At 64.5% G+C, this 22,939-nt stretch carries 21 protein-coding genes; 12 read left to right on the top strand and 9 right to left on the bottom strand.

The window, feature by feature from the left end; all coding sequences use genetic code 11:
* The first annotated feature begins 57 nt into the window (after positions 1–57).
* Positions 58–1,464, top strand: a complete 1,407-nt coding sequence (locus QM672_RS21660) for a PLP-dependent aminotransferase family protein (RefSeq protein ID WP_415085027.1) — start codon at positions 58–60, stop codon at positions 1,462–1,464.
* An 8-nt stretch (positions 1,465–1,472) separates the two neighbouring features.
* Here the strand turns inward: QM672_RS21660 and QM672_RS21655 are convergent, their stop codons facing one another.
* The 3 genes from QM672_RS21655 to QM672_RS21645 form a co-directional block, all read right to left on the bottom strand.
* Entirely contained in the window at positions 1,473–2,264 is a 792-nt protein-coding gene (locus tag QM672_RS21655; RefSeq protein ID WP_415085025.1) for a metal ABC transporter permease, read from the bottom strand.
* A gap of 121 nt (positions 2,265–2,385) precedes the next feature.
* Positions 2,386–3,174: a metal ABC transporter ATP-binding protein gene (locus tag QM672_RS21650; RefSeq protein ID WP_367625099.1), complete on the bottom strand. Its 789-nt coding sequence runs from the start codon at positions 3,172–3,174 to the stop codon at positions 2,386–2,388.
* Positions 3,171–4,049 (bottom strand): metal ABC transporter solute-binding protein, Zn/Mn family, encoded by an 879-nt coding sequence (locus QM672_RS21645; RefSeq protein ID WP_367625100.1) that lies wholly within the window; start codon positions 4,047–4,049, stop codon positions 3,171–3,173. The genes QM672_RS21650 and QM672_RS21645 overlap by 4 nt, the downstream gene beginning before the upstream one ends.
* Positions 4,050–4,294: 245 nt before the next feature.
* Between QM672_RS21645 and QM672_RS21640 the strand changes: the two genes are divergently transcribed.
* Together QM672_RS21640 and QM672_RS21635 are read left to right on the top strand one after the other, a co-directional pair.
* Positions 4,295–6,343: a DUF4139 domain-containing protein gene (locus QM672_RS21640; RefSeq protein WP_415085022.1), complete on the top strand. Its 2,049-nt coding sequence runs from the start codon at positions 4,295–4,297 to the stop codon at positions 6,341–6,343.
* 263 nt (positions 6,344–6,606) lie between these two features.
* On the top strand, positions 6,607–7,191 hold the full coding sequence (locus tag QM672_RS21635; protein WP_311932811.1) for a class I SAM-dependent methyltransferase: 585 nt from the start codon (positions 6,607–6,609) through the stop codon (positions 7,189–7,191).
* A gap of 28 nt (positions 7,192–7,219) precedes the next feature.
* Here the strand turns inward: QM672_RS21635 and QM672_RS21630 are convergent, their stop codons facing one another.
* The gene (locus QM672_RS21630; RefSeq protein WP_311932810.1) at positions 7,220–8,107 is read right to left on the bottom strand and encodes a cupin-like domain-containing protein; all 888 of its coding nucleotides are present in this window, start codon (positions 8,105–8,107) and stop codon (positions 7,220–7,222) included.
* Between the two features lie 386 nt (positions 8,108–8,493).
* Here QM672_RS21630 and QM672_RS21625 point away from each other — a divergent pair, with 386 nt between their 5' ends.
* A complete protein-coding gene (locus QM672_RS21625) occupies positions 8,494–10,212 on the top strand; it encodes a caspase family protein (RefSeq protein ID WP_415085020.1) in 1,719 nt (572 codons plus the stop codon).
* Positions 10,213–10,439: 227 nt separating this feature from the next.
* On the top strand, positions 10,440–11,063 hold the full coding sequence (locus QM672_RS21620) for a GNAT family N-acetyltransferase (protein ID WP_367625104.1): 624 nt from the start codon (positions 10,440–10,442) through the stop codon (positions 11,061–11,063).
* A gap of 1 nt (position 11,064) precedes the next feature.
* Here QM672_RS21620 and QM672_RS21615 read toward each other — a convergent pair whose 3' ends face one another.
* The 4 genes from QM672_RS21615 to QM672_RS21600 form a co-directional block, all read right to left on the bottom strand.
* Positions 11,065–12,210 (bottom strand): PQQ-dependent sugar dehydrogenase, encoded by a 1,146-nt coding sequence (locus QM672_RS21615; protein ID WP_415085017.1) that lies wholly within the window; start codon positions 12,208–12,210, stop codon positions 11,065–11,067.
* A gap of 57 nt (positions 12,211–12,267) precedes the next feature.
* Positions 12,268–12,783, bottom strand: a complete 516-nt coding sequence (locus QM672_RS21610; protein ID WP_367625106.1) for a hypothetical protein — start codon at positions 12,781–12,783, stop codon at positions 12,268–12,270.
* Positions 12,784–12,988: 205 nt separating this feature from the next.
* Positions 12,989–13,243 (bottom strand): hypothetical protein, encoded by a 255-nt coding sequence (locus tag QM672_RS21605; RefSeq protein ID WP_415085015.1) that lies wholly within the window; start codon positions 13,241–13,243, stop codon positions 12,989–12,991.
* Positions 13,240–13,647: a VOC family protein gene (locus QM672_RS21600; protein WP_415085013.1), complete on the bottom strand. Its 408-nt coding sequence runs from the start codon at positions 13,645–13,647 to the stop codon at positions 13,240–13,242. The genes QM672_RS21605 and QM672_RS21600 overlap by 4 nt, the downstream gene beginning before the upstream one ends.
* A 172-nt stretch (positions 13,648–13,819) precedes the next feature.
* Between QM672_RS21600 and QM672_RS21595 the strand changes: the two genes are divergently transcribed.
* Complete coding sequence (locus QM672_RS21595; protein ID WP_311932800.1) at positions 13,820–14,734, top strand: bestrophin family protein; 915 nt, start codon at positions 13,820–13,822, stop codon at positions 14,732–14,734.
* A gap of 76 nt (positions 14,735–14,810) precedes the next feature.
* On the opposite strand, the gene QM672_RS21590 is transcribed toward QM672_RS21595, so the two are convergent.
* Positions 14,811–15,869, bottom strand: a complete 1,059-nt coding sequence (locus QM672_RS21590; protein ID WP_415085011.1) for a lysylphosphatidylglycerol synthase domain-containing protein — start codon at positions 15,867–15,869, stop codon at positions 14,811–14,813.
* Between the two features lie 381 nt (positions 15,870–16,250).
* On the opposite strand from QM672_RS21590, the gene ppaT reads away from it, so the two are divergent.
* The 6 genes from ppaT to QM672_RS21560 all read left to right on the top strand — a co-directional run bounded on the left by ppaT (position 16,251) and on the right by QM672_RS21560 (position 22,636).
* Positions 16,251–17,474: a pyridoxamine--pyruvate transaminase gene (gene ppaT, locus QM672_RS21585; RefSeq protein ID WP_311932797.1), complete on the top strand. Its 1,224-nt coding sequence runs from the start codon at positions 16,251–16,253 to the stop codon at positions 17,472–17,474.
* Positions 17,458–19,071, top strand: a complete 1,614-nt coding sequence (locus QM672_RS21580; RefSeq protein ID WP_415085009.1) for an ABC transporter substrate-binding protein — start codon at positions 17,458–17,460, stop codon at positions 19,069–19,071. Before ppaT ends, QM672_RS21580 begins: the two co-directional genes overlap by 17 nt.
* A gap of 143 nt (positions 19,072–19,214) precedes the next feature.
* Positions 19,215–20,156, top strand: a complete 942-nt coding sequence (locus QM672_RS21575) for an ABC transporter permease (RefSeq protein ID WP_415085007.1) — start codon at positions 19,215–19,217, stop codon at positions 20,154–20,156.
* Positions 20,153–20,983, top strand: coding sequence for an ABC transporter permease (locus QM672_RS21570; protein WP_311932794.1), 831 nt, complete (start codon positions 20,153–20,155; stop codon positions 20,981–20,983). Before QM672_RS21575 ends, QM672_RS21570 begins: the two co-directional genes overlap by 4 nt.
* Positions 20,980–21,870, top strand: coding sequence for an ATP-binding cassette domain-containing protein (locus tag QM672_RS21565; RefSeq protein WP_415085005.1), 891 nt, complete (start codon positions 20,980–20,982; stop codon positions 21,868–21,870). The genes QM672_RS21570 and QM672_RS21565 overlap by 4 nt, the downstream gene beginning before the upstream one ends.
* A complete protein-coding gene (locus tag QM672_RS21560; RefSeq protein WP_415085003.1) occupies positions 21,863–22,636 on the top strand; it encodes an ABC transporter ATP-binding protein in 774 nt (257 codons plus the stop codon). The genes QM672_RS21565 and QM672_RS21560 overlap by 8 nt, the downstream gene beginning before the upstream one ends.
* The last annotated feature ends 303 nt before the right edge of the window (positions 22,637–22,939 follow it).

Raw genomic sequence — 22,939 nt, 5'->3', positions numbered from 1 at the left:
GACAGGGACAGACCGGTACAATCGATCTGAACTGTACTGGTTCATGGAGAGGTACGGATGCTGGATCAAGTTGGTGGTTCCACGCTGATCGAGGCGACGATGGCGGAGATCCGCCGCCTGATCGCCACGGCGCCCGGTGCGCGCCTGCCCTCCATCCGCCGGCTGGCCGAACGGCAGGGCGTATCCAAATCGACCGTCGTCGAGGCCTATGACCGGCTGGTCGCGCAGGGTGCCGTGGCGGCGCGGCCGGGCTCGGGCTTTTTTGCTGCCGGTCGCATCCGCCCCTTCGCCTTGGCGGAGAGCGGACCGAGCCTTGACCGTGCTATCGATCCGCTCTGGATCTACCGGCAGTCCCTGACCCAGCAGACGAGTGCGCTACATCCCGGCTGCGGTTGGCTGCCCGATTCCTGGCTGCCCGAGGACATGGTGCGGCGCGGGCTTCGTGCCGTGGCGCGCGACGAGAGCGCCAATATCTCGACCTATAGCGTGCCCCAGGGGCTGCGGCCGCTCCGCGAGCATCTGGCCCGCCGTTTCGCGGAGCGGGGCCTGGAAGTGGAGCCTGCCGCCATTCTGCTGACCGATTCGGGCTCGCGCGCCATCGACCTGGTCTGCCGTTTCCTGATCCAGCCCGGCGACGTCGTGCTGGTGGACGATCCTTGCTATTTCAACTTCCAATCGCTGCTGCAGGCGCAGCGGGCCCGCATTATCGGTGTGCCCTACACCCGCCAGGGTCCCGATCTCGAGCATTTCGCCAGCCTGTGCGCCGAGCATCGTCCCAAGCTCTATCTGACCAATGCCGTCCTCCATAATCCCACCGGCGCGACGGTGAGCGTGGGAACCGCCCACCGCCTCTTAAAACTGGCCGAGCAGCATGATTTCATCCTGGTCGAGGACAATATCTTCGCCGATTTCGAAGCCCGGCCTTCACCGAGCCTGGCGGCGCTCGACGGTTTCGAGCGCGTCATCCATCTCGGCAGCTTCTCCAAGACGCTGACGGCGGCCTTGCGCTGCGGCTATATCGTGGCACGGGCCGACTGGATCGAAGGACTGACGGATCTGGCGCTCGCCACCGGCATCGGCTGCAGCGATGTCGCGGCCCAGACCACGCTGCGCCTGCTGACCGATGGCAGCTACCGTCGCCATCTCGACAGTCTGCGCCCGCGGCTGGCCAAGGCAATGGCCGCAACGGCGGAAAGACTGGAGGGCTGCGGGCTGCGCCTGTGGCTCGAGCCGCAGGCCGGCATGTTCCTGTGGGCCGAACTGCCCGAGGGCTTGGATTCGGCGGTGATCGCACGCAAGGCCCTGGAGCGGGACGTGGTGATGGCCCCCGGCAACGTCTTCAGCGTCTCGCGCAACGCCGCTCGCTTCCTGCGCTTCAACGTGGCCCAGTCGGCCGACAAGCGCATTTTCGATGTCCTCGCCGCAGTGATGGAGAAGACGGCAACACTGTCCGGGGGGGCGTGATCTCCTGTTCAGCGCCCGCGCTTGCGTGCCACAAGCCCCGCAGCGAGATAGGCGAGCGCTCCCAGGGCCGTGATCCAGAAACTGGTCGGCCAATCGGTATAGAAGGCCAGAATCAGGCCGATCCAGGCGATGGCGACCGCCAGGACCACGGAGATAATCAACCCTTGGCGGACCCGGTGACTGATCCGCAATGCCGCCGCCGCAGGGGCGACCATCAGCGCGAAGACCAGCAGGACGCCGACGATCTGCATCGCCTCGGCGGTGGCCAGGGCCACGACCACCATGAAGAGGGCTGATATCAGGGATGTCGACACGCCCTTGGCCTCAGCGAGTTCGGGTTGCAGGCTGGCGAACAGGAGGGGCCGCCCGATGACGGCAAGACCGACCAGGCAGAGGAGGCCGAGGCCGGCCAGGATCCAGACCGTGGCGAGGCTGACGCCGAGTACATTGCCGAACAGCAGATTGGTCACCGCCCCGGCATAGGCCTTGTAGAAATACAGGAAGAGCAGGCCGATGCCGAGCGAGAGGGTGAGCACGATGCCGATGGCGACGTCGCGATGGGCGCGTTCCCCCAGCAGGCCGATGCCGATGCCGGCCAGGACGGTAAAGACGGTGAAGCCCACAAAGGGCGAGAGGCCGAGGAGTGCGGCGCCGGTCGCGCCGGGGAAGCCGACATGCGCCAGGGCATGGCCGGCGAAGGTCTCGCCGCGCAGCACCAGGAAATAGCCCACGATACCGGCGACGATCCCCACGATCGTGCAGGCCATGAAGGCGTTGCGCATGAACTCATACTCGAACATCGTGGGGCTTCTTTCCTGGTACCGCCGGCTTCCAGCCGGCTCTTGGAACCGTATCGGTCAGGGGGTGGGAAGAGCCGGCTGGAAGCCGGCGGTCCCGGGAGGATGCCCGTGCTCCCAGGCGTCACCCATCATGCACGTGGCTTTCCAGCTCGCCTTCCTCGGCCATCACGAAGATGCGACCATTGACGCGGGCGACGTGAATGGGCGTGCGATAGAGATCGGACAGGACATGGCGGTTGACGACTTCGTCGACGGTACCGATCGCGGCGCGGCCATGGCCGAGATAGAGCACCTGGTCGACGGCGTTGAGCAGCGGGTTGATCTCATGGGCGCAGAACAGCACCGCGATGCCGCGCTCCGAGGCGACCTCCTTGATCAGCTCGACGATGCCGCGCTGATGGGCCGGGTCGAGACTGGCGAGCGGCTCGTCCATCAGCAGGAGCCTGGGATCGCCGATCAGGGTCTGGGCGATCAGCAGGCGCTGGCGCTCGCCGCCGGAAAGCTGGGAGATCGGCCGGCGGGCGAGATCGGCGGCGCCAACGCGCTCGATTGCGGCCCAGGCCGCTTCCTTGTCGGCCGCGGATGCGAAGGGCCAGCCCCAGCGCGTGCCTTCGATGGCACCGAGCACGAGTTCGTAGCCGCTGAGGCCTGATAGCGCTGCGCTGCGCCGCATCTGCGGCATGTAGCCGATCTTGGGGTTGCCGCGCCGCGGTGCTTCGCCGAGCACGCTGATCCGCCCGGCCTGCGGGCTGACCAGGCCGAGTACGGCTCGCATCAGCGTGGTCTTGCCGGCACCGTTGGGACCGAGCAGGCCGACAAACCGGCCTTCGGCAATGGAAAAGGAGACGCTGGACAGGATCCGGCGCCTCCCGAGGGTCAGGCTGACTTTCTCGAAACCGACAGCACTCACTGCGTCAAACCGGAAAGGGCCAGATCGACCTGGCCGAGCTGTCCGTCGAACCAGGCCTGGATAGCGGTGCCAGCCGGCATGGTTTCGGTGACGCCCACCACCGCGACCTTGTGATCCCTGGCGATCTGCAGGAGCCGCTTCGTGGTCTCGTCGGTGACCTGATTGTTGTAGAACAGGATCTTGGCCGAGCCGTCCTTGAGACTGTTCTCGAAGGCGGCGACCTGGCTGGGGCTCGGCTCGCTGTCATTCATGATCGCGGTCTGGAAATCCTGGTTGAGCATCTTGAGGCCAAGGGCCTCCGCCATATAGCCGAAAACCGGCTCGGTGGCAGTCACCTGCGTGTCCTTGTACTTGGTCTTGATCGCATCGACCTGCTTCGTCAACTCGGAGAAGGAGGCTTCGAACTTGGCGAGATTGGCCTTGTAGTCGGCGGCGTGGCCAGCATCGCGCTTTTCGAGCTCGGCGGCCAGCGCCGTGGCCACGGCGGGGAACGTCTTCAGTTCGTACCACAGATGGGGATTGTCGCCCACTTTGTGTCCGGTGAGCTCGGCGGCGACGATCGCCTTGCGATCGGGATTGGCGGAGGCGGAAAGCAGCTTGTCCATCCACGGGTCATAGTCGGCGCCATTATAGACCACGATCGCGGCGGTCGAGAGCGCGCGCGCAGTGGACGGGCTCGATTCGAACAGATGCGGATCGTCCTCGGGATTGGACAGGATGGAGGTGACCTCGACGTGCTCGCCCCCGATCTGGCTGGCGAGGTCGCCATAGAAATTCTCCGCGGCGACGACCTTGATCTTCTCGGCGGCGGTGGCCGGGTGGGGCATGATCGCTGCCGCGGCCATCAGGACGGCGGCAAACATCATCGAACGCATCGTGATCTCCATGACACTGGAAAGGACAGGCTGCAGGCCCATCGCAAAATCTGAAATGTTATAATGTAACAATCTCTGATTAGTCGGCAGGGCGAGGGATGTCAATCGCGTCCTGGTTGGCGGCGGTGCGAACGCCGGCCCACCACCGGTTGCGCTTGCCTGTAACCGCCGATACACCTCCGATAAGCCGCAAAGCTGCTACAACGGCATCGAGACCCGTCGCCGATCTCCCTTGAGGGCTTTTCATGCGTTCCCCCATTCTCCTCGTCCTGATGGCCACCACCATGCTTACCGGTACCGCTGAAGCCGCCGAACTCGTCCTAAAGCGTGCCGTGCTCGGCACCGGAGGCGTCGGCTATTTCGAATATGCTGCCGAGGTTTCCGGCAAGGAGACGCTGACCCTGCGTGCCCGGCTCGACCAGGTCGACGACATCCTCAAGAGCGTGCTGATTCTCGATCCGGCCGGCACCGGTTCGGCCACGCTGCCCGGCAAGGCCGGTGCGGACGAGACTTTCGCTTCCCTGCCTTTCGCGAAATCCGATCTCGACAGCATGCCCGCCCTGATCGCGGCGCTGAAGGGGGCCGAAATCAAGCTTTCGGGCCCGCGTAAGCTCGAAGGGCGCATCGCCAGCGTGCAGACGGAGACGGTGACCAGCAAGGACGGCGGCACCATGACCCGCACCCGCGTCTCCGTCTTCTCCGGCGCCGCGATCGAGCAGTTCATCCTGGAAGAGGCCGAAGGGCTGGAATTCAAGGACGCCAGGCTCGGCGAGCAGGTCGAGACGGCGCTGAAGGCCCTGCGCACGGCGCAGGACCGTTCCGGCCGCGACATTTCCATCCAGCTCGCCGAGGGCGGCAAGCGCACCGTGCGCATCGGCTATGTGGCGGAAGCGCCGGTCTGGAAGGCGGCCTACCGCCTGACCCTGCCCAAGGCCGACGAGGACAAGGCGCGCCTGCAGGGCTGGGTCGTCCTGGAGAATATGACGGGCAATCCCTGGAAGGATGTCGAGGTGACCTTGTCCTCGGCTTCGCCGGTGACCTTCCGCCAGGCGCTCTACGATCCCTATTACGTCCAGCGCCAGACCATTGCGCCGCCGGTGAGCCGCACGGCCTTGCCGCGTACCGATGCCGGACAGCAGAATCTGGAATTGAGGATGTCTGGCGGCGCCGGCGCGGACCAGGCTATGAACGACTTGGCGATCCCGGCTCCCGCCGCCGCGCCCGCCCCGATTGCGCCATCGGCGCGGCTTCGCAAGAATCAGGCCTTTCTCGGCCAGGGTGGCGGCGCACAGGAATTCAGGATGGCCGAGCCGCAGGAAGCCGGCAGCGCCGCCGAGGAGAACGCCGCCGGCGCCAGCTTCACCCTGTCGAAGCTGGTCAGTGTCGGCTCGGGCGAGAGCCTCACCATTCCCTTCGTCGATCTCAAAATGCCCTCGCAGGCCGTGGCCTGGTATCAGGGCGGCAGCCGCAATCCCTGGCAGGCGCTGACCTTGAAGAACGACGGCGCCACCTCGCTGCCCGCAGGCTCGGCCACCATCTATGAAGGCACCGAGGCCGGGCCTCTCTTCTCGGGCGAAGCCCAGTTCCCGCTGCTGCCGACCGGCGATTTCCGCCTGATCGGTTTCGGCGCCGACCAGAAGGTGCTGGTCGATTCGGAGTCGAGTTCGGCCAAGGCGATCACCAAGATCAAGGTGGTCGACGGTACGCTCCAGGTCGAGAGTCGCCTGCGCCAGACCACGACCTATCGGGTCAAGAACGGCGCCGGTGAGCTGCGCCATATGGTGATCGAGCAGCCGCGCGTAGCCGACTGGACCCTGGTGGAGCCCAAGGCCGAGGAGGCGACCATCGCCGGCCAGGCTTATCGCATCCGTTTCGACGTCGAGGCGGGCAAGTCCAGGCAATACAAGGTCACGCTGGAACGGCCCGTGGTCGAGGCGATGGCGATTGCCGATGTCACCGGCGAGCGTATCCAGGCCCTGATGGCCGCCCCCGATCTCGATGCCGAGACCAAGGCCCGGCTTGCCACGGTTGCCGAGGCGGCCAAGGCGAGCGACGAGGCACAGGCCGCGACGAGCCGCCTCGAAGAACAGCGCGACGGCATCACCCAGGACCAGGAACGCATCCGCGAAAATCTCAAATCGGCACCGCAGGGTTCCGACCTAGCCCGGCTCTATTCGCAGAAGATGCTGGAACAGGAAAAGGCGCTCGACAAGCTCGATGGGGCGATCAGGGAGGCCCGGGCCAAATATGAGGCGGCCCGCAAGATCCTCGGCGATCGCGTGAGGGCCCTGTAGCGTCGGGAGACAAGACCGGTCCCGCAACGGGGCCGGTCTATGCCGCTTTTTTGACGACCGCCTAAGGGTTGCAATGCTGGCTCAATGCAGCCGGGCAAAATGGTCGTGCCTGCCGGCGAAGATTGAGTCGCGTTCCGCCTCTCGATGTGATGGCAGGCACCGGCGGTGCAGGCATGATCGAGGCTGCATCCGTTTCGGCGGATGCATGGAGCCTGCCTCAGCCGCGATGCTCCATGTGGTCTCGATCGCGAGCGGACGATGGCATGACCATGCGTGACGTATTGCCCTTCTTGCGGGCCTTGAATTCCGATCCCCTCAGTGTGGGCGCCATCGCGCCTTCCGGGCCGGCCCTTGCCGAGCTGATCACTCGGGAGATCACCTCGTCCTCGGGGCCTGTCGTCGAACTGGGGCCGGGTACGGGTGTCTTCACCAGGGCCCTGCTGGCGCGTGGCATACGGGAGGACGAGCTCACGCTGCTGGAGCGGGGCACCGAATTCGTCGAATTGCTGCGTGTGCGCTTTCCCCTGGCCCGCGTGCTGCAGGAGGATGCGGCCAGCCTGGGAGCGCTCGAGCTCTTCGGTGGGCCGATGGCTGGGGCGGTGATCAGCGGGCTGCCGCTCCTCAACCTGCCCCGGGACAAGGTTCGTGCCATACTGGCAGGCGCCTTCGAAATCCTGCGCCCGGGCGGCGCTTTCTATCAATTCACCTATGGCGCCCGCTGCCCCGTGCCGGGGCCGATGCTCGAAGAACTTGGCTTGCGGGCGGTCCGGATCGGCCGGGCCTTCGCCAACCTACCGCCGGCCACGGTGTATCGGATCGGCCGCCGCGGAGCTTCTGCGCCGCGCTGATCTCGCGGCGCGCCAGCCGAATCTTGCCTCAGCGACCCACCAGCTTCTTGACCTGGCGGACACAACCGATGGTGGCGGCCTTGGAGCGGTCGACGATTGCCGAATGGCCCGGCGAACGGGGCTTCAAGCCCATGCGGCGCAAATAGTAATTGGCCCGGTAGACATCCTTGTACTTCCAGTTCGGAAATTCGAGGTTGAGCGACAGGCTGATCGAAATATTGTCGTGATTCTGCAGCCAATGCGCGCCGTGCGTAGGAATATGCACCGCGTCGCCGGGCTGCAGTGTGATTTTGCGCGCCTTCCGCTCGGCTTCCGGCTTGAAGGTGCCGGCCGTGGTCGTCACCGCGTAATAGCGCTCGAGCTCATCCTCGGTGGTGATGCTGCGATCCATCGGATCGCAGACCCAGATGTCCTTGGTGCCGTGAATCTGGGTGAGGACGTTGACCTCGGCATCGAAGTGATAGGGGGTCTTGCGCCGCGGCGAGGTGATGAAGATCAGCATTTCGGTGTTGCTGAGCAGCTTGGAGCCTTCGGGGCCGGCAATCTGGCGAATGAAGTCGTCGAATTCGTCCAGCAGCTTCTTGTAGCGCGGATCGATTTCGATGTGCTTCAAAACCATCCAGGCACCGGCCGTCTCGATGCGGTCGATGACCTGGCGTACCGTCATGTCCGGCTTGGGGACCGAGCCCCATTTGTCGGTGATCGACAGGTCGCCGGCATCCCAATAGAGGTCGCCCGGACGTTTGGCTGCTTCTTCGGCCACATTCACCAGGGCGTCGATCGAAAACAGGGGATGGCTGGCCAGCGGGTGCTGCATCGAGAATGCGGCCTTGTGCAGCAGGCGACGGCATTCCTCGAACGGCTCCACCGTTGACCATTGCTCCGAATGCTGAACAATAGATGGCTTCGTCAGCATGCCTTGTTTCCTCTGAATTGAGCAGAATGTATCAGTAGTTAAGTTCTATTTATTGATTTATCGCAGATTTTTACTTTGTGGGCGAGGCGGATGGAGGAGTCTTTCGGGGGCGTCCAAATCAATCTTTAGTAGGAGGGGAGACCTTCTCTCACTCGCTCGTAAGCCGTATCACTTAAGGGAAGTCGATGCGTTGCCCATGACAAGAAGAACGGTCCGGGCAAGCGCTCGCGACTGGCGTGAACAGGATCGTGCAAGGCGATCGGAGTGCGCAAAGGCACGGTTCGGACCGCAAAACTCGTGCCTTCTGCCGCCAGGCGAACTATACAAGCAAACTATAAAGGCGCGGCCGGCGACGCCTGACTGATCCTGCCGGTTTCGAGGGTATCATGCGGCGTTCGGCACGCTTCTTCACTAGTCTGGTTCTATCGCTGGCGCTCGGCCTGTGCGCAGCCGAAGCTGCCCTGGCCCGCAATCTCGCATTGGTCATCGGCAATGATTCCTATGCCAATGTCACCTCTCTCCAGAAGGCGGTCTCCGATGCCCGCGCCATTGCCGACCAGCTCGAAAAGCTCGGTTATGTGGTGAGGCGGGTCGAGAATGCCGATCAGCGCGGCATGAGCCGGGCCCTGGTGGCTTTCAACGCCGATATCCAGCCCGGCGACCGGGCGGTGTTCTATTATGCCGGCCATGGCTTCGAGATCGGCGGTACCAACTATCTGCTGCCCACGGACGTTCCTTCGGTCCAGACCAATCAGCAGGATCTCATCCGCGATGCATCCTTTTCGGTGGAGCGCGTCATCGACGGGATCCGGGACAGGGGAGCCGGCGTTGCCGTGCTGGTTCTGGATGCCTGCCGCAACAACCCCTTCGCCAATGACAGGTCGCGCTCGGTGGCGGCGACCCGCGGCCTTGCCCGTGTCGATGCGCCGGAGGGCGTCTTCGTCCTGATGTCGGCGGGCGCCAAGCAGGAGGCGCTCGATCGGTTGTCGGACCAGGACGGCAATCCCAATTCCGTGTTCACCCGCAGCTTCCTCGGCGAATTGTCGAAGCCCGGCCAGACCCTGGTCGAGATCGCCAAGAAAACGCAGGTCGATGTGCGTGCCTTGGCCGCGAGCGTCGGCCACGACCAGACGCCGGCCTATTACGACCAGGTCATCGGCGACGTCGTGCTGTCGGACGCGGTGGACACCACCCCCCAGGTGGGGCAGCAGGTCGCCTCGGCGAGCCCGCAAGGCAATACCGGTCCGAACATCCGCACCGAGATCAACACCGTCGGACGGACCGAGGCCGGCAAGGGTGTCTCGATCGGGCCCGGCGTGAAGCTCGGGCCGGGGGTCACGATCGGTGGCAAGGACTCCCGTATCGCCCTTCAGAATCCGGCCAATCCGCCCACGACGGATCCGGCCAAGGCCTTGAATCTCCAGCAGGGCGGTGCGGCGACCGGCCAGCAGCTCGCCCTGGTCCGTCCGGACACCAAGCCGGGCCAGCTGACGCAGCCCATCGGCCGTGCTCCGATCGCCAGCTTCTCGCGCTCCAATGCCGGCTGGACGGTGACATTGTCCCTGCCCGAGCCGGCGACGGCCCTGTCGTATCGGGTCGGCGAGGCCGGCGAGTTCAAGGAGACCGGCCTGCTCGACGTCCTCGACCAGCGTACGGGCGGGCGCATGCCCAATCCATCCTTCTCGATGTCGCCGCGCGCCCAGGCGGGCATCATCCAGGTGCGTTATCGCAGCATCGATGGCGCCGATGTCGGCCCCTTCTCGATTCGCTTCGACCCGGACATCGCCCTTTACGAGGACCAGCGCCGCAATCTCACCTCGATCCAGGGCAGCTGGGTGGAGTTTCGCGATTTCAACGGCGTGCTGGTCTATTTCACCACGCTGGTGAGCTATCGCTGCGCCATCACCGAGGTACGATACGGCCTGAATGGTGCGCCGCCGCTGACCCGCTTCGACCTGCCGGTCTGCAATATGAAGGATCCCTATTCGATCCCCAACAATGCCAAGACCTATCTGAAGTTACCGGGCAGTACCAAGTCGATCAGCGTGCAGGTGACCTGGCGCGACGGCTCGCAGTCCGAGATCAACACGGTGGAGAAGGATTGAGGCCGGGAGATCGGGTGAGGCAAGGTGGATTTTGGGGAAAGTGTCGCGGTACCCCAGAGCAAAGCACGTTCAAGACCGAACGTTTGTTTGCTCCAACTCTTTGGTTCGACGAGTTTTTGCGATTCTTGGGAGCTCCGTCAAATCGTTATAGCTCTTTGCTTCGACGCGCCGTTGTGATTTGAAGTGCTTCATTGAGATCACAAAACGCTTCAGCATTGTTCGGTTCCATGGCCTCCTCCGCTCCCATTCTTCCCGCCGGCTACTCCAACGTGCCGCCCGGCATGCTCGCCAATGTGGTCACCTGCCTCGAGATGCTGCAAAAGCCCAGGCCCAAGCCGGCGAAGCCGCTCGAACGGCCGTTGACGCTGGAGCGGATCGAGAAGCCGGAGTTGAGCGACTATCGCGCCCTCTATCGGGCCGTCGGCGAGGATTGGCTGTGGTTTTCGCGCCTGGCCATGCCGGACGCCGAACTCAGGGCGATTCTGGAGCATCCCGATGTCGAGGTCTATGTCCTCATGGCAGGCAAGCGGCAGCTTGGCCTGCTGGAGCTTGATTTCCGCCAAAAGGGGCAGTGCGAACTCGCCTTTTTCGGCCTGGTGGCGGAAGCGATCGGACAGGGCGCCGGCCGCTTCCTGATGGACCAGGCCCTGGCCAAGGCCTGGGCAAGACCGATCGAGCGGCTATGGGTGCATACCTGCACGTTCGACCACCCCGGTGCGCTTGCCTTCTACCGCCGCTCCGGCTTCGTGCCCTTCGCCTTCGAGGTGGAAGTCTGCGCCGATCCGCGGCTGAGCGGATGCCTGCCGCGCCAGGCGGCGGCGCATGTGCCGCTGGCGGACTTCACCGCCTGAGCTATTTTGCCGGCGTCAGGCGCAGCAGGCGTCCGTCCGAAGCATCCTCGATCAGCCAGATCGCGCCGTCGCGATCGACGGCGACATCACGGATGCGGGCTCCCATCTCCCAGCGATCGGCCTGGCGCGCACCATCCTTGCTGTCGAAGGCGATGCGCACCAGAGCTTCGCCCCGCAGCGCCCCGATAAAGGCGGAGCCCCGCCATTGCGGAAACAGCTTGCCCGAATAGAAGGCCAGGCCGGCGGGGGCGATGATCGGGGTCCAATAGATCACCGGGGCTTCGAATTCCGGGCGGGTCCGGTGCCGAGGGATCGGCACGCCGCTGTAATTGTCGCCATTGGAGACGATCGGCCAGCCATAATTTGCGCCCCTGCGGATCAGATTGAGCTCGTCGCCGCCGCGCGGCCCCATCTCGTTTTCCCACAAGCTGCCGTCGGGGGCGAAAGCCAGGCCATAGGGATTGCGATGGCCCAGGCTCCAGATCTCGGCCTGCACGCCGCCCTGGGCCGCCATCGGATTGTCGGCAGGCGCCGTGCCGTCGAGATTGAGCCTGAGGATCTTGCCGCGATTGGTCTCGGTGTTCTGGGCGGTTTCCGGTTCCATGCGGTCGCCGGAGCTGAGGAAGAGGTGGCGCCCATCGGGAGCAAAGGCGATGATGCCGCCCGGCTGGCCGCCCCCGCCTTTGGGCGAAGCGCGCCAGATCACGGCAAGATCGTCGAGACCCGCTTTGCCGCCCGCCTCTTTCAGCCTGGCTCGTGCCAGGGCGAGTGTGCCGCCGCCGAAGCTTGGTTCGACATAGCTGAAATAGACCAGCCCGTCTCGGGCGAAGCCCGGCGAGGCCGCAACATCGAGCAGGCCGTTCTGGCCGCCGGCCTGCACGCGCGGAACGCCGCTAACCTCAGACTTGGTGCCGGCTGGGGTCACCAGGAACAGCTGCCCGCCCTTCTCAGTGACGAGCATGCGCCCGTCGGGCAGGAAGGCGATGGCCCAGGGCGTGTCGAAACGCGCGACAGTCGTGGTCTTGAAGGGGCGGCTCGGCGAGGCCGGGCTGTTCGCCGCATTCACTTCGGCCAGGGCCAGGCCGGGAAGGGCCGCTATGCCCCCAATGATTGCGGCAGTCAGAGCGATTCGGACGGCATTGCGCATCGATGAGTCCCCCACCGGCCCGTGCAACCTGCCGGCCCGGACCCGGATGCATCAATCTCAGCCGATTGCGTCCTTCCAATGGCCGGACGACGTTGTCCGTCTGCAGCGCAGCGGACAGATATCGCCCTTGCGCAGGATGGCCTCGGCGCAGCGCAGGTTGATCCAGGTCGCTGTCAAAAAGATCACGGCAAAGATCAGGCTCTGGGGTGAAAGATCGATCATGACCATGCCGCGCCGTGCCAGCTGGATGACGAAGGTCGCCGCGACCAGCGCCGAGAAGCCGGCGCCGATCGCGCTGAAGGCGAGGCGCAGGAGTGGCCAGACGGTCGATGAGCGCCGGCGCTCCCACAGGAGAATTCCGAAATTGGCCAGGGGCCCCACCAGAAACACTGCCACGATCGGACCGAAGAAAAGCAGGATCCATTCGAAATTGCACAGAAGTTCGCGGCAGGGCAGGCTGTCGATGTAGAGATAGACACCCCAGTAGAACAGGGCGAGCGCAACGCTCGCGAGGGCATAGGCCAGCAATCCGTTGGAGAAAGCCCTGGTCTGTGACGGCGTAGGAGAGGTCATGGTCCTGTCCTGCTGGCTTGCTCGAGATCATTTAAGTTAGTGAACGAACGCTAACTTAAATGATCTCGAGGCCATCGTCAACCGCATTCGGGTCTTATCGAAGACGACGAGGGGGCCGTGTGCGATCGGACACCAGGCCATCGAAAATGGCGAGAGGCGCCACCGAGCGGATCACCCCGCGTCAGGAGCGGAAAAGGCGGCAATTCTATTCGCGCACCGCGAAAATCCTGCCATTGGCCCAGGCGCTGCGACGGATGTCTTCCTCATTGGCCGGCTCGGCATCTTCCTCATCCAGGAGCGTCAGAAAGCCGTCCCTTGCCGCCAGCCTGTCCGGCGATCTATATCCCCATTCGCATTCCTCGCAATGGCCATAGACGGTGCCTGTGTCAGCACTGCGATAGAGGAACAGCCGGCCCTGACCGCAGCCCGGGCATAGGCCGGCATGGAAATGACAGGTCATGCCGGCCTGTCCGACCCGCTCAATTGCAGCAGGTCCCAGAGATTGCCGTACAGATCCTCGAACACTGCCACCGTGCCATAGGCCTCCACCCGCGGCTCCTCGTGAAATCGCACGCCACGCGCGAGATAGAGGCGATGATCGCGCCGGAAATCGTCGGTATTGAGGAACAGGAAGACGCGGCCCCCCGTCTGATTGCCGATTGCCGCCGCCTGTACCGGCGACGCAGCCTTGGCGAGGAGGAGGCGGGTCTGGCCAGCACCCGGCGGAGCAACCAGAAGCCAGCGCTTGCCGTCGCCGAGGTCGCTGTCCTCGACCACCTCGAAACCGAGCTTGCCGACATACCAATCCCTGGCCTCGTCATAGTCGCGGACGACCAGTGTGACTGCACCCAGATGCTGCGGCATCGTTTCTCCTGTTTTGAAGCGCCGATCGGGGCTGGCCTCCAGCGCACCCGGCCGAGCGCGACAATACGGCATCCCGATGCGGCGGCGAGAAAATTCACGTCGCCTTCGCGGTGTGGCACAAGCTGGCCTGCGTGCCACATGCCAGGATACGCCCCAACCGGATCACTCTTTTATGATTGTTCGCAAAAACCCGCAGGCATGGGAACTCTTCTTCATCATGCGCGGCTCCATCGTGCCGCAGATCTGGCCCCAAATGCTGGTGGTGGTGCTGATCTCGGTTGCGGTGACGCTGCTGGAAACCCGCGGCTTCATGCATGTGCCGCCGATCGCCGCCTTGCCCTTCTCCCTGATCGGCGTGGCGCTGTCGATCTTCTCGGCCTTTCGCAACACTGCGAGCTATGATCGCTGGTGGGAGGCGCGCAAGATCCTGGGGGCTCTGGTGATCGATGCCAGGGGATTGTCGCGCCAGGCCCTTGCCTATCTTGCCGCCGAGCCGGAGGTGGCGAGGCGGCTGGCGCTTCTTGCCATCGCTTTTTGCGATCTGGTCCGCTGCCATTTGCGCGACGAGGCGCCGGACGAAGTGGCGCTACGCCATCTCGACGCCGCCGATCGTGCTGCCGTCACCGCAAGCCGGCACGGGCCGAATCGCCTGTTGCTGCAGATGAGCCGGCTGGTCGGCGAAGCCCTCGACAAGGCACGGATCTCGGCGCAGATGGCGCAAGTTCTCGAGGAGAGAATTTCGGGGCTCTCGACCGACCTGACCGCGGCCGAGCGCATCAAGCAGACGCCGCTGCCCTTCGCCTATTCCCTGCTGCTGCACCGCACCGTCTATCTGTTCTGTTTCCTGCTGCCCTTCGGCCTTGCCGACAGCATGGGCCTGTGGACGCCAGTGATCGCTGCCATCGTGACCTACACCTTCTTCGGTCTCGACGTGCTCGGCGACGAATTGGTGGCGCCCTTTGGCGCCACACCGAACAGCCTGCCGGTGATGGCGATCTGCCGGACCATCGAAATCAACATTCTGGAGGATCTCGGCGAGACCGACCTGCCCGAGGCACCCACGCCCGTTGATTTCGTGCTGAGCTGACATGAAGGCAGGGCCTGATCGAGCGATCTGCGCCCCGACTTCAAGGCAAATCGAGCAAGCGCCGATCTGGCCGGGCTTACGAATGCTGCGGAGGGTCCTGGCGCACGGTTTCGAGCTTGATCGTCGGCTGGGTGTCCTTGCCTTCGACCGACTTGCCGCCGACGACGGAGCCGAGCAGGCCGCCCAGGGACTGGCGCTCGGTGTAGAGCACGATGACGCAGGAAATCGCCAGCGGGATGAGCAGATAGAGCAGGCGGAACATCAGGAGGGCCGCAATGATCTCAGCCTTGGACTGAATCACCGCAGGATCGCTCGGATTGGCGCCGGCCGGCAGCATGATCAGCAGGAAAACCGCCTCGAACACGCCGACACCACCCGGGGCGTTGGAAATCAGGCCGGCGCAGAAGGAAGCCAGGAACATGCCCAATACCACGAAGAAACCCGGGTTGAGGGCGTCGGGCAGGGCGAAATAGATGATGCCGGCGGCACCGACGATTTCGATGGGAGCGGCGAAGAGCTGCCGGAAGGCGATGGTCGGCTTGGGATAGGCGATCTGCAGCGAACGGATGCGCAGGGGCTTGAGATGCAGGATCGCACCGGCCTGGTAGAGCAGTACGAAGGCCAGCATGGCCAAGCCCAGCATGAAGGCGGCGCTGGGCGGGAAATGGAACAGGCGCGAAAGCAGTTCCGGCTCACCCACCAGCACGATGCCGCCGAGGAACACGGCACCATAGGCGAAGGTGAAGGCACAGAAGGCCGTGACGACGGCAACCTCGGCTGCGTTCAGCCCCATCCTGGAATAGGCCCGGTAGCGCACCAGGCCGGAGGAGAGCACGGAGACGCCGATATTGTGGCCGAGCGCATAGGCGACGAAGGAGACGACCGAGACCACCGGCCAGGACAGCTTCTTGCCGACATGCATCAGCGCGATGCGATCGTACCAGGCCAGCGCAGCGTAGGCGAGCGTGGTGGAGGCGAAGGCCAGCAGGATCATCACGGGGCCGCGATCGACCACGGCCTGCCAGACCTGGCCGACTTCGACGCCCTTGAGCTCCTTGGACAGGAGATAGACCGAGAATACGACGGCGGCGAGCCCGATGACCGGCCAAACATATTCGAGTTTGTTCTTCATCATGTCCGTCTGGGTAAGGGTTCGAACCGGTTGCCGAAACGTGTCATCGCACCATGTCCCGCAAGTAGGTCTCTCTTGATGGGGCGGCAAGGATCATCAAGAGAGACTGCTCGTTATCGGGCATTCGCAGAGTTTCCCGATGAAGCCCATCCGAACGCTTCATCGGGAAACTCTACCTGGTGCCATTAACAACGGGATCGTGTCGAACACAAGACAACCCGATGATGAGCGTCGCAGAACAGTCACGCCGGAGACAGTCCTATTTTTAACGCAACTAACATGTATTTCCCCATGAGGCGCGTTAACTCGCTGTAATTCATGCGTTGTCGGCGATGCGCCGCAAAGCTAGCATCCAATCAAATCGTTTTCCGCGCGGACTGTTCCATGCTTGCACCACCGCCTTTCATGCTGACGACCGGGCCGGTGACGGCCTATCCCGCTGTGCTCAACGCCATGGCCCGGCCTGCCGTCTATGATGGACATCATGCTTTCCAGCATTTCTACCGCTCGGTGGTGGGTAAGTTGCAGGCCGCCTTGCGCCTTTCGAGCCTGCCCCTGATCCTGCAGGGGGACGCATTGCTGGGGCTCGAAGCTGCCGCCGCTTCCCTGATCGGCCGCAAGGACGTCGTGCTCAATCTCGTTTCGGGCGTCTATGGCAAGGGCTATGCCGGCTGGGCCCGCCGCTATGCCAGCGAGGTGATCGAGCTTGCAGTGCCGTTCGACGAGGCGATCGACCCGGAAAGGGTGCGCGAGGCGCTGGCGGCGCGCCCCGATATTTCGATCATCACCGTTTGCCATCACGACACGCCCTCCGGCACGCTCAATCCCCTGGCTGAAATCGGCCGCCTCGGCCGCGCGCACGGCGCCTATGTCATCGCCGATGCCGTTTCCTCCTTCGGCAGCCTGGACGTGCATCCGGAGGAGGCCGCGATCGACATCTTCGTGACCTCCGCGGCCAAATGCCTGGGGGCTACGCCGGGCCTGAGCCTGCTTGCCGTCAGTGAGAGGGCCTGGGAGAGAATCAAGGCCAACCCGGATGCCCCGCGGGCTTCCTTCCTGTCGCTGCTCGACTGGGAACTGGCGGCCGAGGCCGGGCGGGCGTTTCCGGTCACGCCGTCGCTCGCGGAGATTCATGGCCTCGACGCGGCGCTCGACCTTTATCTCCGGGAAGGGCCCGAACGGGTCTGGGCCCGGCATGCCCGTACGGCGGCAGCCGCGCGGGCCGGGCTTAAGGCGCTGGGCCTGCAGCTGTGGCCGGCACGAGAAGCAATTGCCGCACCCTCCGCTACGGTCTTCCGCTTGCCCGAGGGCATTGCGGACATCCGTCTGCGCGATACGCTGCTGGAACGTTACGGCGTGATGCTGTCGCTTGGTCGCGGCGAGACGGCGGGCAAGGTGCTGCGCATCGGCCATATGGGCCCGGCGGCCGAGCCGATGCTGGCCGTGACCGCGGTGGCGGCGCTGGGCGGCGCGCTGAACCAACTCGGCCGGCAGGCCGATGCCGGCACCGGGGTCAATGCTGCGCTTGCCATTCTCAGCCAAGCATCATCCAATCACGCTGATTCGAACGGCTCCTCCCGGGAGGTTGCACATGCCGATCCTGCTTAGCCGCCGCTCATTCCTGCTCGCCAGTGCCGGAACGGCCCTGGCGCTTGGGCTGCCGCATCGCCTGGCTGCCAGCGAAGTTCCGGCCGGTCGCCTGACCGTTGCCGCCGATTCCGAGCCGACCAATCTCAACCCTGCTATCGTTGCTTCGAACGGCGTTTTCTTCGTCGCCAGTAAGGTGGTCGAGCCCTTGGCCGAGGCCGATTACAACGGCCCGGACGGATTGGTGCCGAAGCTTGCCCTGTCCTGGGAGGGATCGACCGATGGCAAGGCCGTCACCTTCAAGCTGCGCCCCGATGTGAAATGGCATGACGGCAAGCCCTTCACCTCGGCCGATGTCGCCTTCTCCGCCCTGGAAGTGTGGAAGAAGCTGCAGAATCTCGGCCGTGTCGTATTCAAGGATCTCGAAAGCGTCGATACGCCCGATCCCCTCACGGCGGTCCTGCGTTTCTCGGCGCCCACACCCTTCCAGCTCATCCGCAACTGCCTGCCGGCCCTGACCTCGGTGTTGCCCAAGCATGTCTTTGCCGGGACCGACATCATGAAGAACCCGGCCAATGAGAAGCTCATCGGCACCGGGCCCTTCAAATTCGTCGAGCACAAGCCGGGCGAATATTATCTGCTCAGGCGCAATGAAGCCTATTGGGCCCAGGGTGAGCCGCACTTCAACGAGATCCTGTTCAAGGTGCTGTCCGATCGCCAATCCGCCGGCGCGGCGCTCGAGGCGGGCGAGATCCAGCTTGCCGCTTTCTCGGCCGTGCCGCTGGCCGATCTCGACCGCATCTCCAAGGTGCCGGGCCTCAAGGTCTATTCCACGGGCTATGAGGCGCTCACCTATCAGATGATCATCGAGATCAACCATACCCGCAAGGAACTGGCGGATCTACGCGTCCGCCAGGCGATTGCCCATGCCATCGACAAGGGCTTCGTTGTGCAGGCGATCTTCCGCGGCTATGCGACTGCGGCCACCGGACCGGTGCCGCAGACCGACAAGACCTTCTACAACCCGGATGTCGAGCGTTACGAATTCGATCCGGCCAAGGCCGAGACCTTGCTCGACGAAGCCGGCTACAAGAAGGGAGCGGATGGCATCCGTTTCCATCTCAAGCTGTTACCGGCGCCCTTCTTCAACGAAACCGTGCAGTTCGGCGCCTATCTCCGGCAGGCTTTGGCCAAGATCGGTATCGATGCCGAGATCGTCTCCAACGATTCGCCCGCCCATCTGAAGGCCGTCTATACCGATCACGCTTTCGATCTGGCCGTCGGCACGCCGGTCTACCGCTCCGATCCGGCGATTTCCACCACCATCCTGTTCCAGAGCGGCATACCGGCCGGCGTGCCGTTCTCGAACCAGTATGGCTACGCCAATCCCAAGACCGATGCGCTGATCGCGGCGGCCGCGGTCGAGATCGATCCCGAAAAACGAGCCGAGCTCTACAAGCAGTTCCAGAAGCTGGTGGTGGACGATCTCGCGCTCATCAACGTGGCCGAGTTCTCCTTCATCACCGTGGCCAGCGAGAATTTGCAGAACGTCTCCAACAATCCGCGCTGGGCGGTGTCGTCCTGGGCGGATACCGCCTTGCCGGAGATGGCACCGTGATATCGTTTCCGGGTGCGCGGACGTCTCGTCCGCTCTTGGAACCGCCACGTTCCCGGGAGACCAAGAGGCGGACGAGACGTCCGCGCATCCGGGAATAATCGCCCGTGATTCCGCGCTTTCTTCGACGGCTGGGTGGAGCCCTGATGGTTCTGCTCCTGGTCGTCATCGGCGCCTTCTTCATGCTCGAATCGGCGTCGGGCGATGCCGTCGATGCCTATGTCGCCGGTATCGGCGGGGCGGATGCGGCGCGGATCGCCGAGCTGAGAAGCGAGTGGGGTCTGGATCAGGGGCCCGCCTTTCGGCTCAAGGCCTATCTGTCGGCCTTGGCTCACGGCGATTTCGGCTGGTCGACCGCCTTTCAGCGGCCGGTGCTCGGCGTCCTGCTCGAGCGCCTGCCGGTGACGCTGATCACCATGGGCTCGGCGTTGGCGCTGGCATTCCTGCTCGGCATCGGGCTCGGCTTCTTGGCGGGCTGGCGCCCGAATGGCTGGCTCGATCGCGTTCTGTCGCTGGGCTCGCTCGCCCTCTACGCCATGCCCGGCTTCTGGCTCAGCCTGGTGTTGATCCTGGTCTTTTCCGTCATGCTGCGCTGGCTGCCGGCTAGCGGCTTCGAAACGATGGCTTCCGGCAAGACGGGCCTGGAACGGGCAGGGGACATCGCCCGGCATTTGGTGTTGCCGGTCGGCGCGCTCGGCCTGCTCTACATGACCCTGTTCCTGCGCCTGTTGCGCGATGGCATGGAGGAGGTCTGGCATGCCGACTTCATCCGGGCCGCGCGCGCCCGCGGCGTGACGGGCTGGCGGCTGGCGTTGAACCACGTCGCTCGCAATGCCCTGGCGCCGGTGATCACCATGCTCGGCCTGCAGTCGGCTTCCCTGCTGGGCGGCAGCGTGGTGGTGGAGAGCGTTTTTGCCATACCCGGCTTCGGCCGCCTGGCGGCCGAGGCGGTCTCTCGCCGCGATACGCCGCTGCTGCTCGGCGTAGTGCTGTTCAGCGCCATCGTCGTCATCGCCATGAACCTGCTGGCCGATCTGGTGCAGGCCTGGCTCGATCCGCGCATCGGCGCCAGCGAGCGTGTCGCATGACCATATTGATGGCCATGCTGCGCAGTGGGGAGGGCCGTGTCGGCCTGGTGTTGCTTGCTTTGTTTGCTGCGCTGGCCTTGACGGCGCCATTCATCTTTCCCGGCGATCCGCTTGCCATCAGTGCGCCGCCGCTGCTTCCGCCTTTCACCGATTCGGCCCACCCTCTGGGAGCCGACCGGCTGGGGCGCGACATCGCCGCCGAGCTCGCCTGGGGTAGCCGTACCACGCTTCTCGTGGCCATCGCTTCTGCGCTCGCCTCGCTGCTGCTTGGCTGTTTCGTCGGCACGCTGGCCGGTTTCCTCGGCGGCTGGACCGACGACGTGCTGATGCGCCTCTCCGATGCCTTCCAGACCGTGCCGGCCTTCCTGCTCGCCATGGCGCTGATCAGCGTGACCGGGCCGAGCCTGCCGGCCGTCGTGCTGGCAATCGGTGCCGGCGCCTGGCCGCAACCTGCCCGCATCGCGCGCGCCGAAATCCGTTCCCTGCGCGAGCGCGATTTCGTCGCCTCCGCCCGTGTTGCCGGCATGCATCCGCTCGTCATCGGCTTTCGCGAGATCCTGCCCAATGCCCTGCCGCCGGTGATTTCGCTCGCTGCGATCATCGCGGCGGCGGCGGTGCTGATCGAAGCGGCTCTGTCCTTCCTCGGTTTCGGCGATCCCAACCGGCCGAGCTGGGGCAGCATGGTGGCCGAAGGGCGCTCGCTGCTGCGCAGCGCACCGTCGCTATCGCTGGTGCCGGGTCTTGCCCTTGTTGCCATGGTGCTGGCGATCCATCTCACCGGGCGAGGCTATGCCAAGGCGCTACGCGTGAAGGAGCCGGCGGCATGAAGCTCTTTTCCTTGCGCGGCTTCGGCGTCTCCTATCGCGATCGTGCCGGCATGCATCCGGCCTTGCAGGCCATCGACCTCGACATCGAGGCCGGCCGGCATCTGGCCTTGCTGGGAGAAAGCGGATCGGGCAAGTCAACCCTGGCGGCGGCCCTGGCGGGGCTGCTGCCATCCAATGCGGTCAGCACCGGCCGGCTGACCCGGCCGGGCTTTGCCTCGCAGCCGCGTCCCGGGCGCGATATCGGCATGGTCTTCCAGGATCCGGGCGGCAGCCTCGACCCGCTGATCCGGGTGGGCGATCAGATCGCCGAGGCGCGCCGGGCCTGCCGGGGCGGGAGTCGTGCGGACGCGTTGGCCCTGGCGCAGGGTTGGCTCGGCCGCATGGCCTTGCCCGATCCGCACGCCGCATTGCGCAAATATCCGCACCAGTTTTCAGGTGGCCAGAAACAGCGCATCGCCCTCGCCGCGGCCCTGGTCAGCGAGCCCAGCATGCTGATCGCGGACGAGCCGACCAGCGCTCTCGATTCTATCACGCAGCATGCCATCGTCGAATTGCTGCGGACGCTGACGGCGGGAAGTGGGCTCACCCTGATCTTCGTCACCCACGACATCGCCCTTGCCTCGCAACTGGCAGACGATGTCGCGGTGCTCTATCAGGGCCGCCTGGTCGAGGCCGGCCCGGCGGAGCGGCTGTTCCGGGCACCATCCCATCCCTATCTCAAGGCCTTGCTGGCGACACGGCAGGAACTGAAGAGTCTGGAACTGAAGAGTCTGGACCTCGAGAATCAGGGGCTCGGACGTCCCCGCTCGCGCCGCTTTGCCGAGATCGATCCCAGGGATTTTTCCGTCAAGGTTCCCGCCGTGGGGGAGGGGGCCGGTCATGGCTGATGCCCTGCTTGAAATCGAGGCGCTGTGCTTCAGCGTGCGTGGTCCGGCGGGGCGGCATGCCATCCTGGGTGGCGTCGACCTTGCCATCGCACCGGGCGAGATCGTCGGTCTGGCAGGAGGCTCCGGCGCGGGCAAGACCAGCCTCGCCCGCGCGATTCTGCGACTCAATCCGGTCGATTCCGGTTCCATCCGTTTCGAAGGACGCGAGATCACCCATCTTGCCGGCAAGGCGTTGCGCCATATCCGGCCGCGGCTGCAGATGGTGTTCCAGGATCCCCTGGCTGCCTTCAATCCGCGTGCCCGGGTCGAGCGCGTCATCGGCGATCCCTTGCGAATCTGGCATTCCCTGTCTCGGACGCAGGAGAGGCAGCGGATCCTGGCATTGATGGAGCGGGTCGGCCTGCCGGAACGGTTGCTCGGCCGTTTCCCCCATGAACTGTCCGGTGGCCAGCGCCAGCGTGTCGCCATCGCCCGGGCTCTGGCAACGGATCCGGCCCTGATCGTCCTGGATGAACCGGTCTCGGCGCTCGACGTGGCCGTCAGGGCGCAGATCCTCAACCTGCTGCTCGACATCCGCGAGAAGGCCAACACGGCGCTCCTGTTCATCGCCCATGATCTGGCCGTGATGGCGGCCTTGTGCGATCGGCTCTGCGTGATGGATGCCGGACGGATCGTCGAATCCGGTCCTCCCGATCTTCTTGTTGCGGTGCCGCAAAGCGAAATGACGCGTTTGTTGGTCGCCGCGGCCCCCAAAATGAGATTCTGAAAAATTTTTCGCGAGGGTGAGGCCGATTCCGACCCGGATTTGGAGCAAGCCGACCGGGCTGGCTGGAATTTATCCACAGAGCGCAGGAAATTTTTGATGCGGCGCAATATGGTAAATTATTCCTGATTTGGGCTCTAGATGCAGCAAAATGGGCCTTTCGGGTGGGTTTCGACCGGGATGCCGATCCGCGGCCTCTACTGGCCCGGCATGGCCCCATGACGATTTTGCAAAAATCCGCAAAAGGGGGCGTTGACACCTGCGGTTTGGTGCCTCTATACAGCGGCCATCGACGGACGGCGTTGC

It is taken from the genome of Labrys sp. (in: a-proteobacteria), from assembly GCF_047605565.1.
GTDB classification, from domain to species: domain Bacteria; phylum Pseudomonadota; class Alphaproteobacteria; order Rhizobiales; family Labraceae; genus Labrys; species Labrys neptuniae.
Note: the sequence above shows the minus strand (reverse complement) of the source record. Positions and strands in the feature narration are given on the sequence as shown.

Coding starts and splice junctions, on each gene's coding strand:
- QM672_RS21660 (WP_415085027.1), top strand. CDS start 58: ATGCTGGATCAAGTTGGTGGTTCCACGCTGATCGAGGCGACGATGGCG.
- QM672_RS21655 (WP_415085025.1), bottom strand. CDS start 2,264: ATGTTCGAGTATGAGTTCATGCGCAACGCCTTCATGGCCTGCACGATC.
- QM672_RS21645 (WP_367625100.1), bottom strand. CDS start 4,049: ATGCGTTCGATGATGTTTGCCGCCGTCCTGATGGCCGCGGCAGCGATC.
- QM672_RS21640 (WP_415085022.1), top strand. CDS start 4,295: ATGCGTTCCCCCATTCTCCTCGTCCTGATGGCCACCACCATGCTTACC.
- QM672_RS21635 (WP_311932811.1), top strand. CDS start 6,607: ATGACCATGCGTGACGTATTGCCCTTCTTGCGGGCCTTGAATTCCGAT.
- QM672_RS21630 (WP_311932810.1), bottom strand. CDS start 8,107: ATGCTGACGAAGCCATCTATTGTTCAGCATTCGGAGCAATGGTCAACG.
- QM672_RS21625 (WP_415085020.1), top strand. CDS start 8,494: ATGCGGCGTTCGGCACGCTTCTTCACTAGTCTGGTTCTATCGCTGGCG.
- QM672_RS21620 (WP_367625104.1), top strand. CDS start 10,440: ATGGCCTCCTCCGCTCCCATTCTTCCCGCCGGCTACTCCAACGTGCCG.
- QM672_RS21615 (WP_415085017.1), bottom strand. CDS start 12,210: ATGCGCAATGCCGTCCGAATCGCTCTGACTGCCGCAATCATTGGGGGC.
- QM672_RS21610 (WP_367625106.1), bottom strand. CDS start 12,783: ATGACCTCTCCTACGCCGTCACAGACCAGGGCTTTCTCCAACGGATTG.
- QM672_RS21605 (WP_415085015.1), bottom strand. CDS start 13,243: ATGACCTGTCATTTCCATGCCGGCCTATGCCCGGGCTGCGGTCAGGGC.
- QM672_RS21600 (WP_415085013.1), bottom strand. CDS start 13,647: ATGCCGCAGCATCTGGGTGCAGTCACACTGGTCGTCCGCGACTATGAC.
- QM672_RS21595 (WP_311932800.1), top strand. CDS start 13,820: ATGATTGTTCGCAAAAACCCGCAGGCATGGGAACTCTTCTTCATCATG.
- QM672_RS21590 (WP_415085011.1), bottom strand. CDS start 15,869: ATGATGAAGAACAAACTCGAATATGTTTGGCCGGTCATCGGGCTCGCC.
- ppaT (WP_311932797.1), top strand. CDS start 16,251: ATGCTTGCACCACCGCCTTTCATGCTGACGACCGGGCCGGTGACGGCC.
- QM672_RS21580 (WP_415085009.1), top strand. CDS start 17,458: ATGCCGATCCTGCTTAGCCGCCGCTCATTCCTGCTCGCCAGTGCCGGA.
- QM672_RS21575 (WP_415085007.1), top strand. CDS start 19,215: ATGGTTCTGCTCCTGGTCGTCATCGGCGCCTTCTTCATGCTCGAATCG.
- QM672_RS21570 (WP_311932794.1), top strand. CDS start 20,153: ATGACCATATTGATGGCCATGCTGCGCAGTGGGGAGGGCCGTGTCGGC.
- QM672_RS21565 (WP_415085005.1), top strand. CDS start 20,980: ATGAAGCTCTTTTCCTTGCGCGGCTTCGGCGTCTCCTATCGCGATCGT.
- QM672_RS21560 (WP_415085003.1), top strand. CDS start 21,863: ATGGCTGATGCCCTGCTTGAAATCGAGGCGCTGTGCTTCAGCGTGCGT.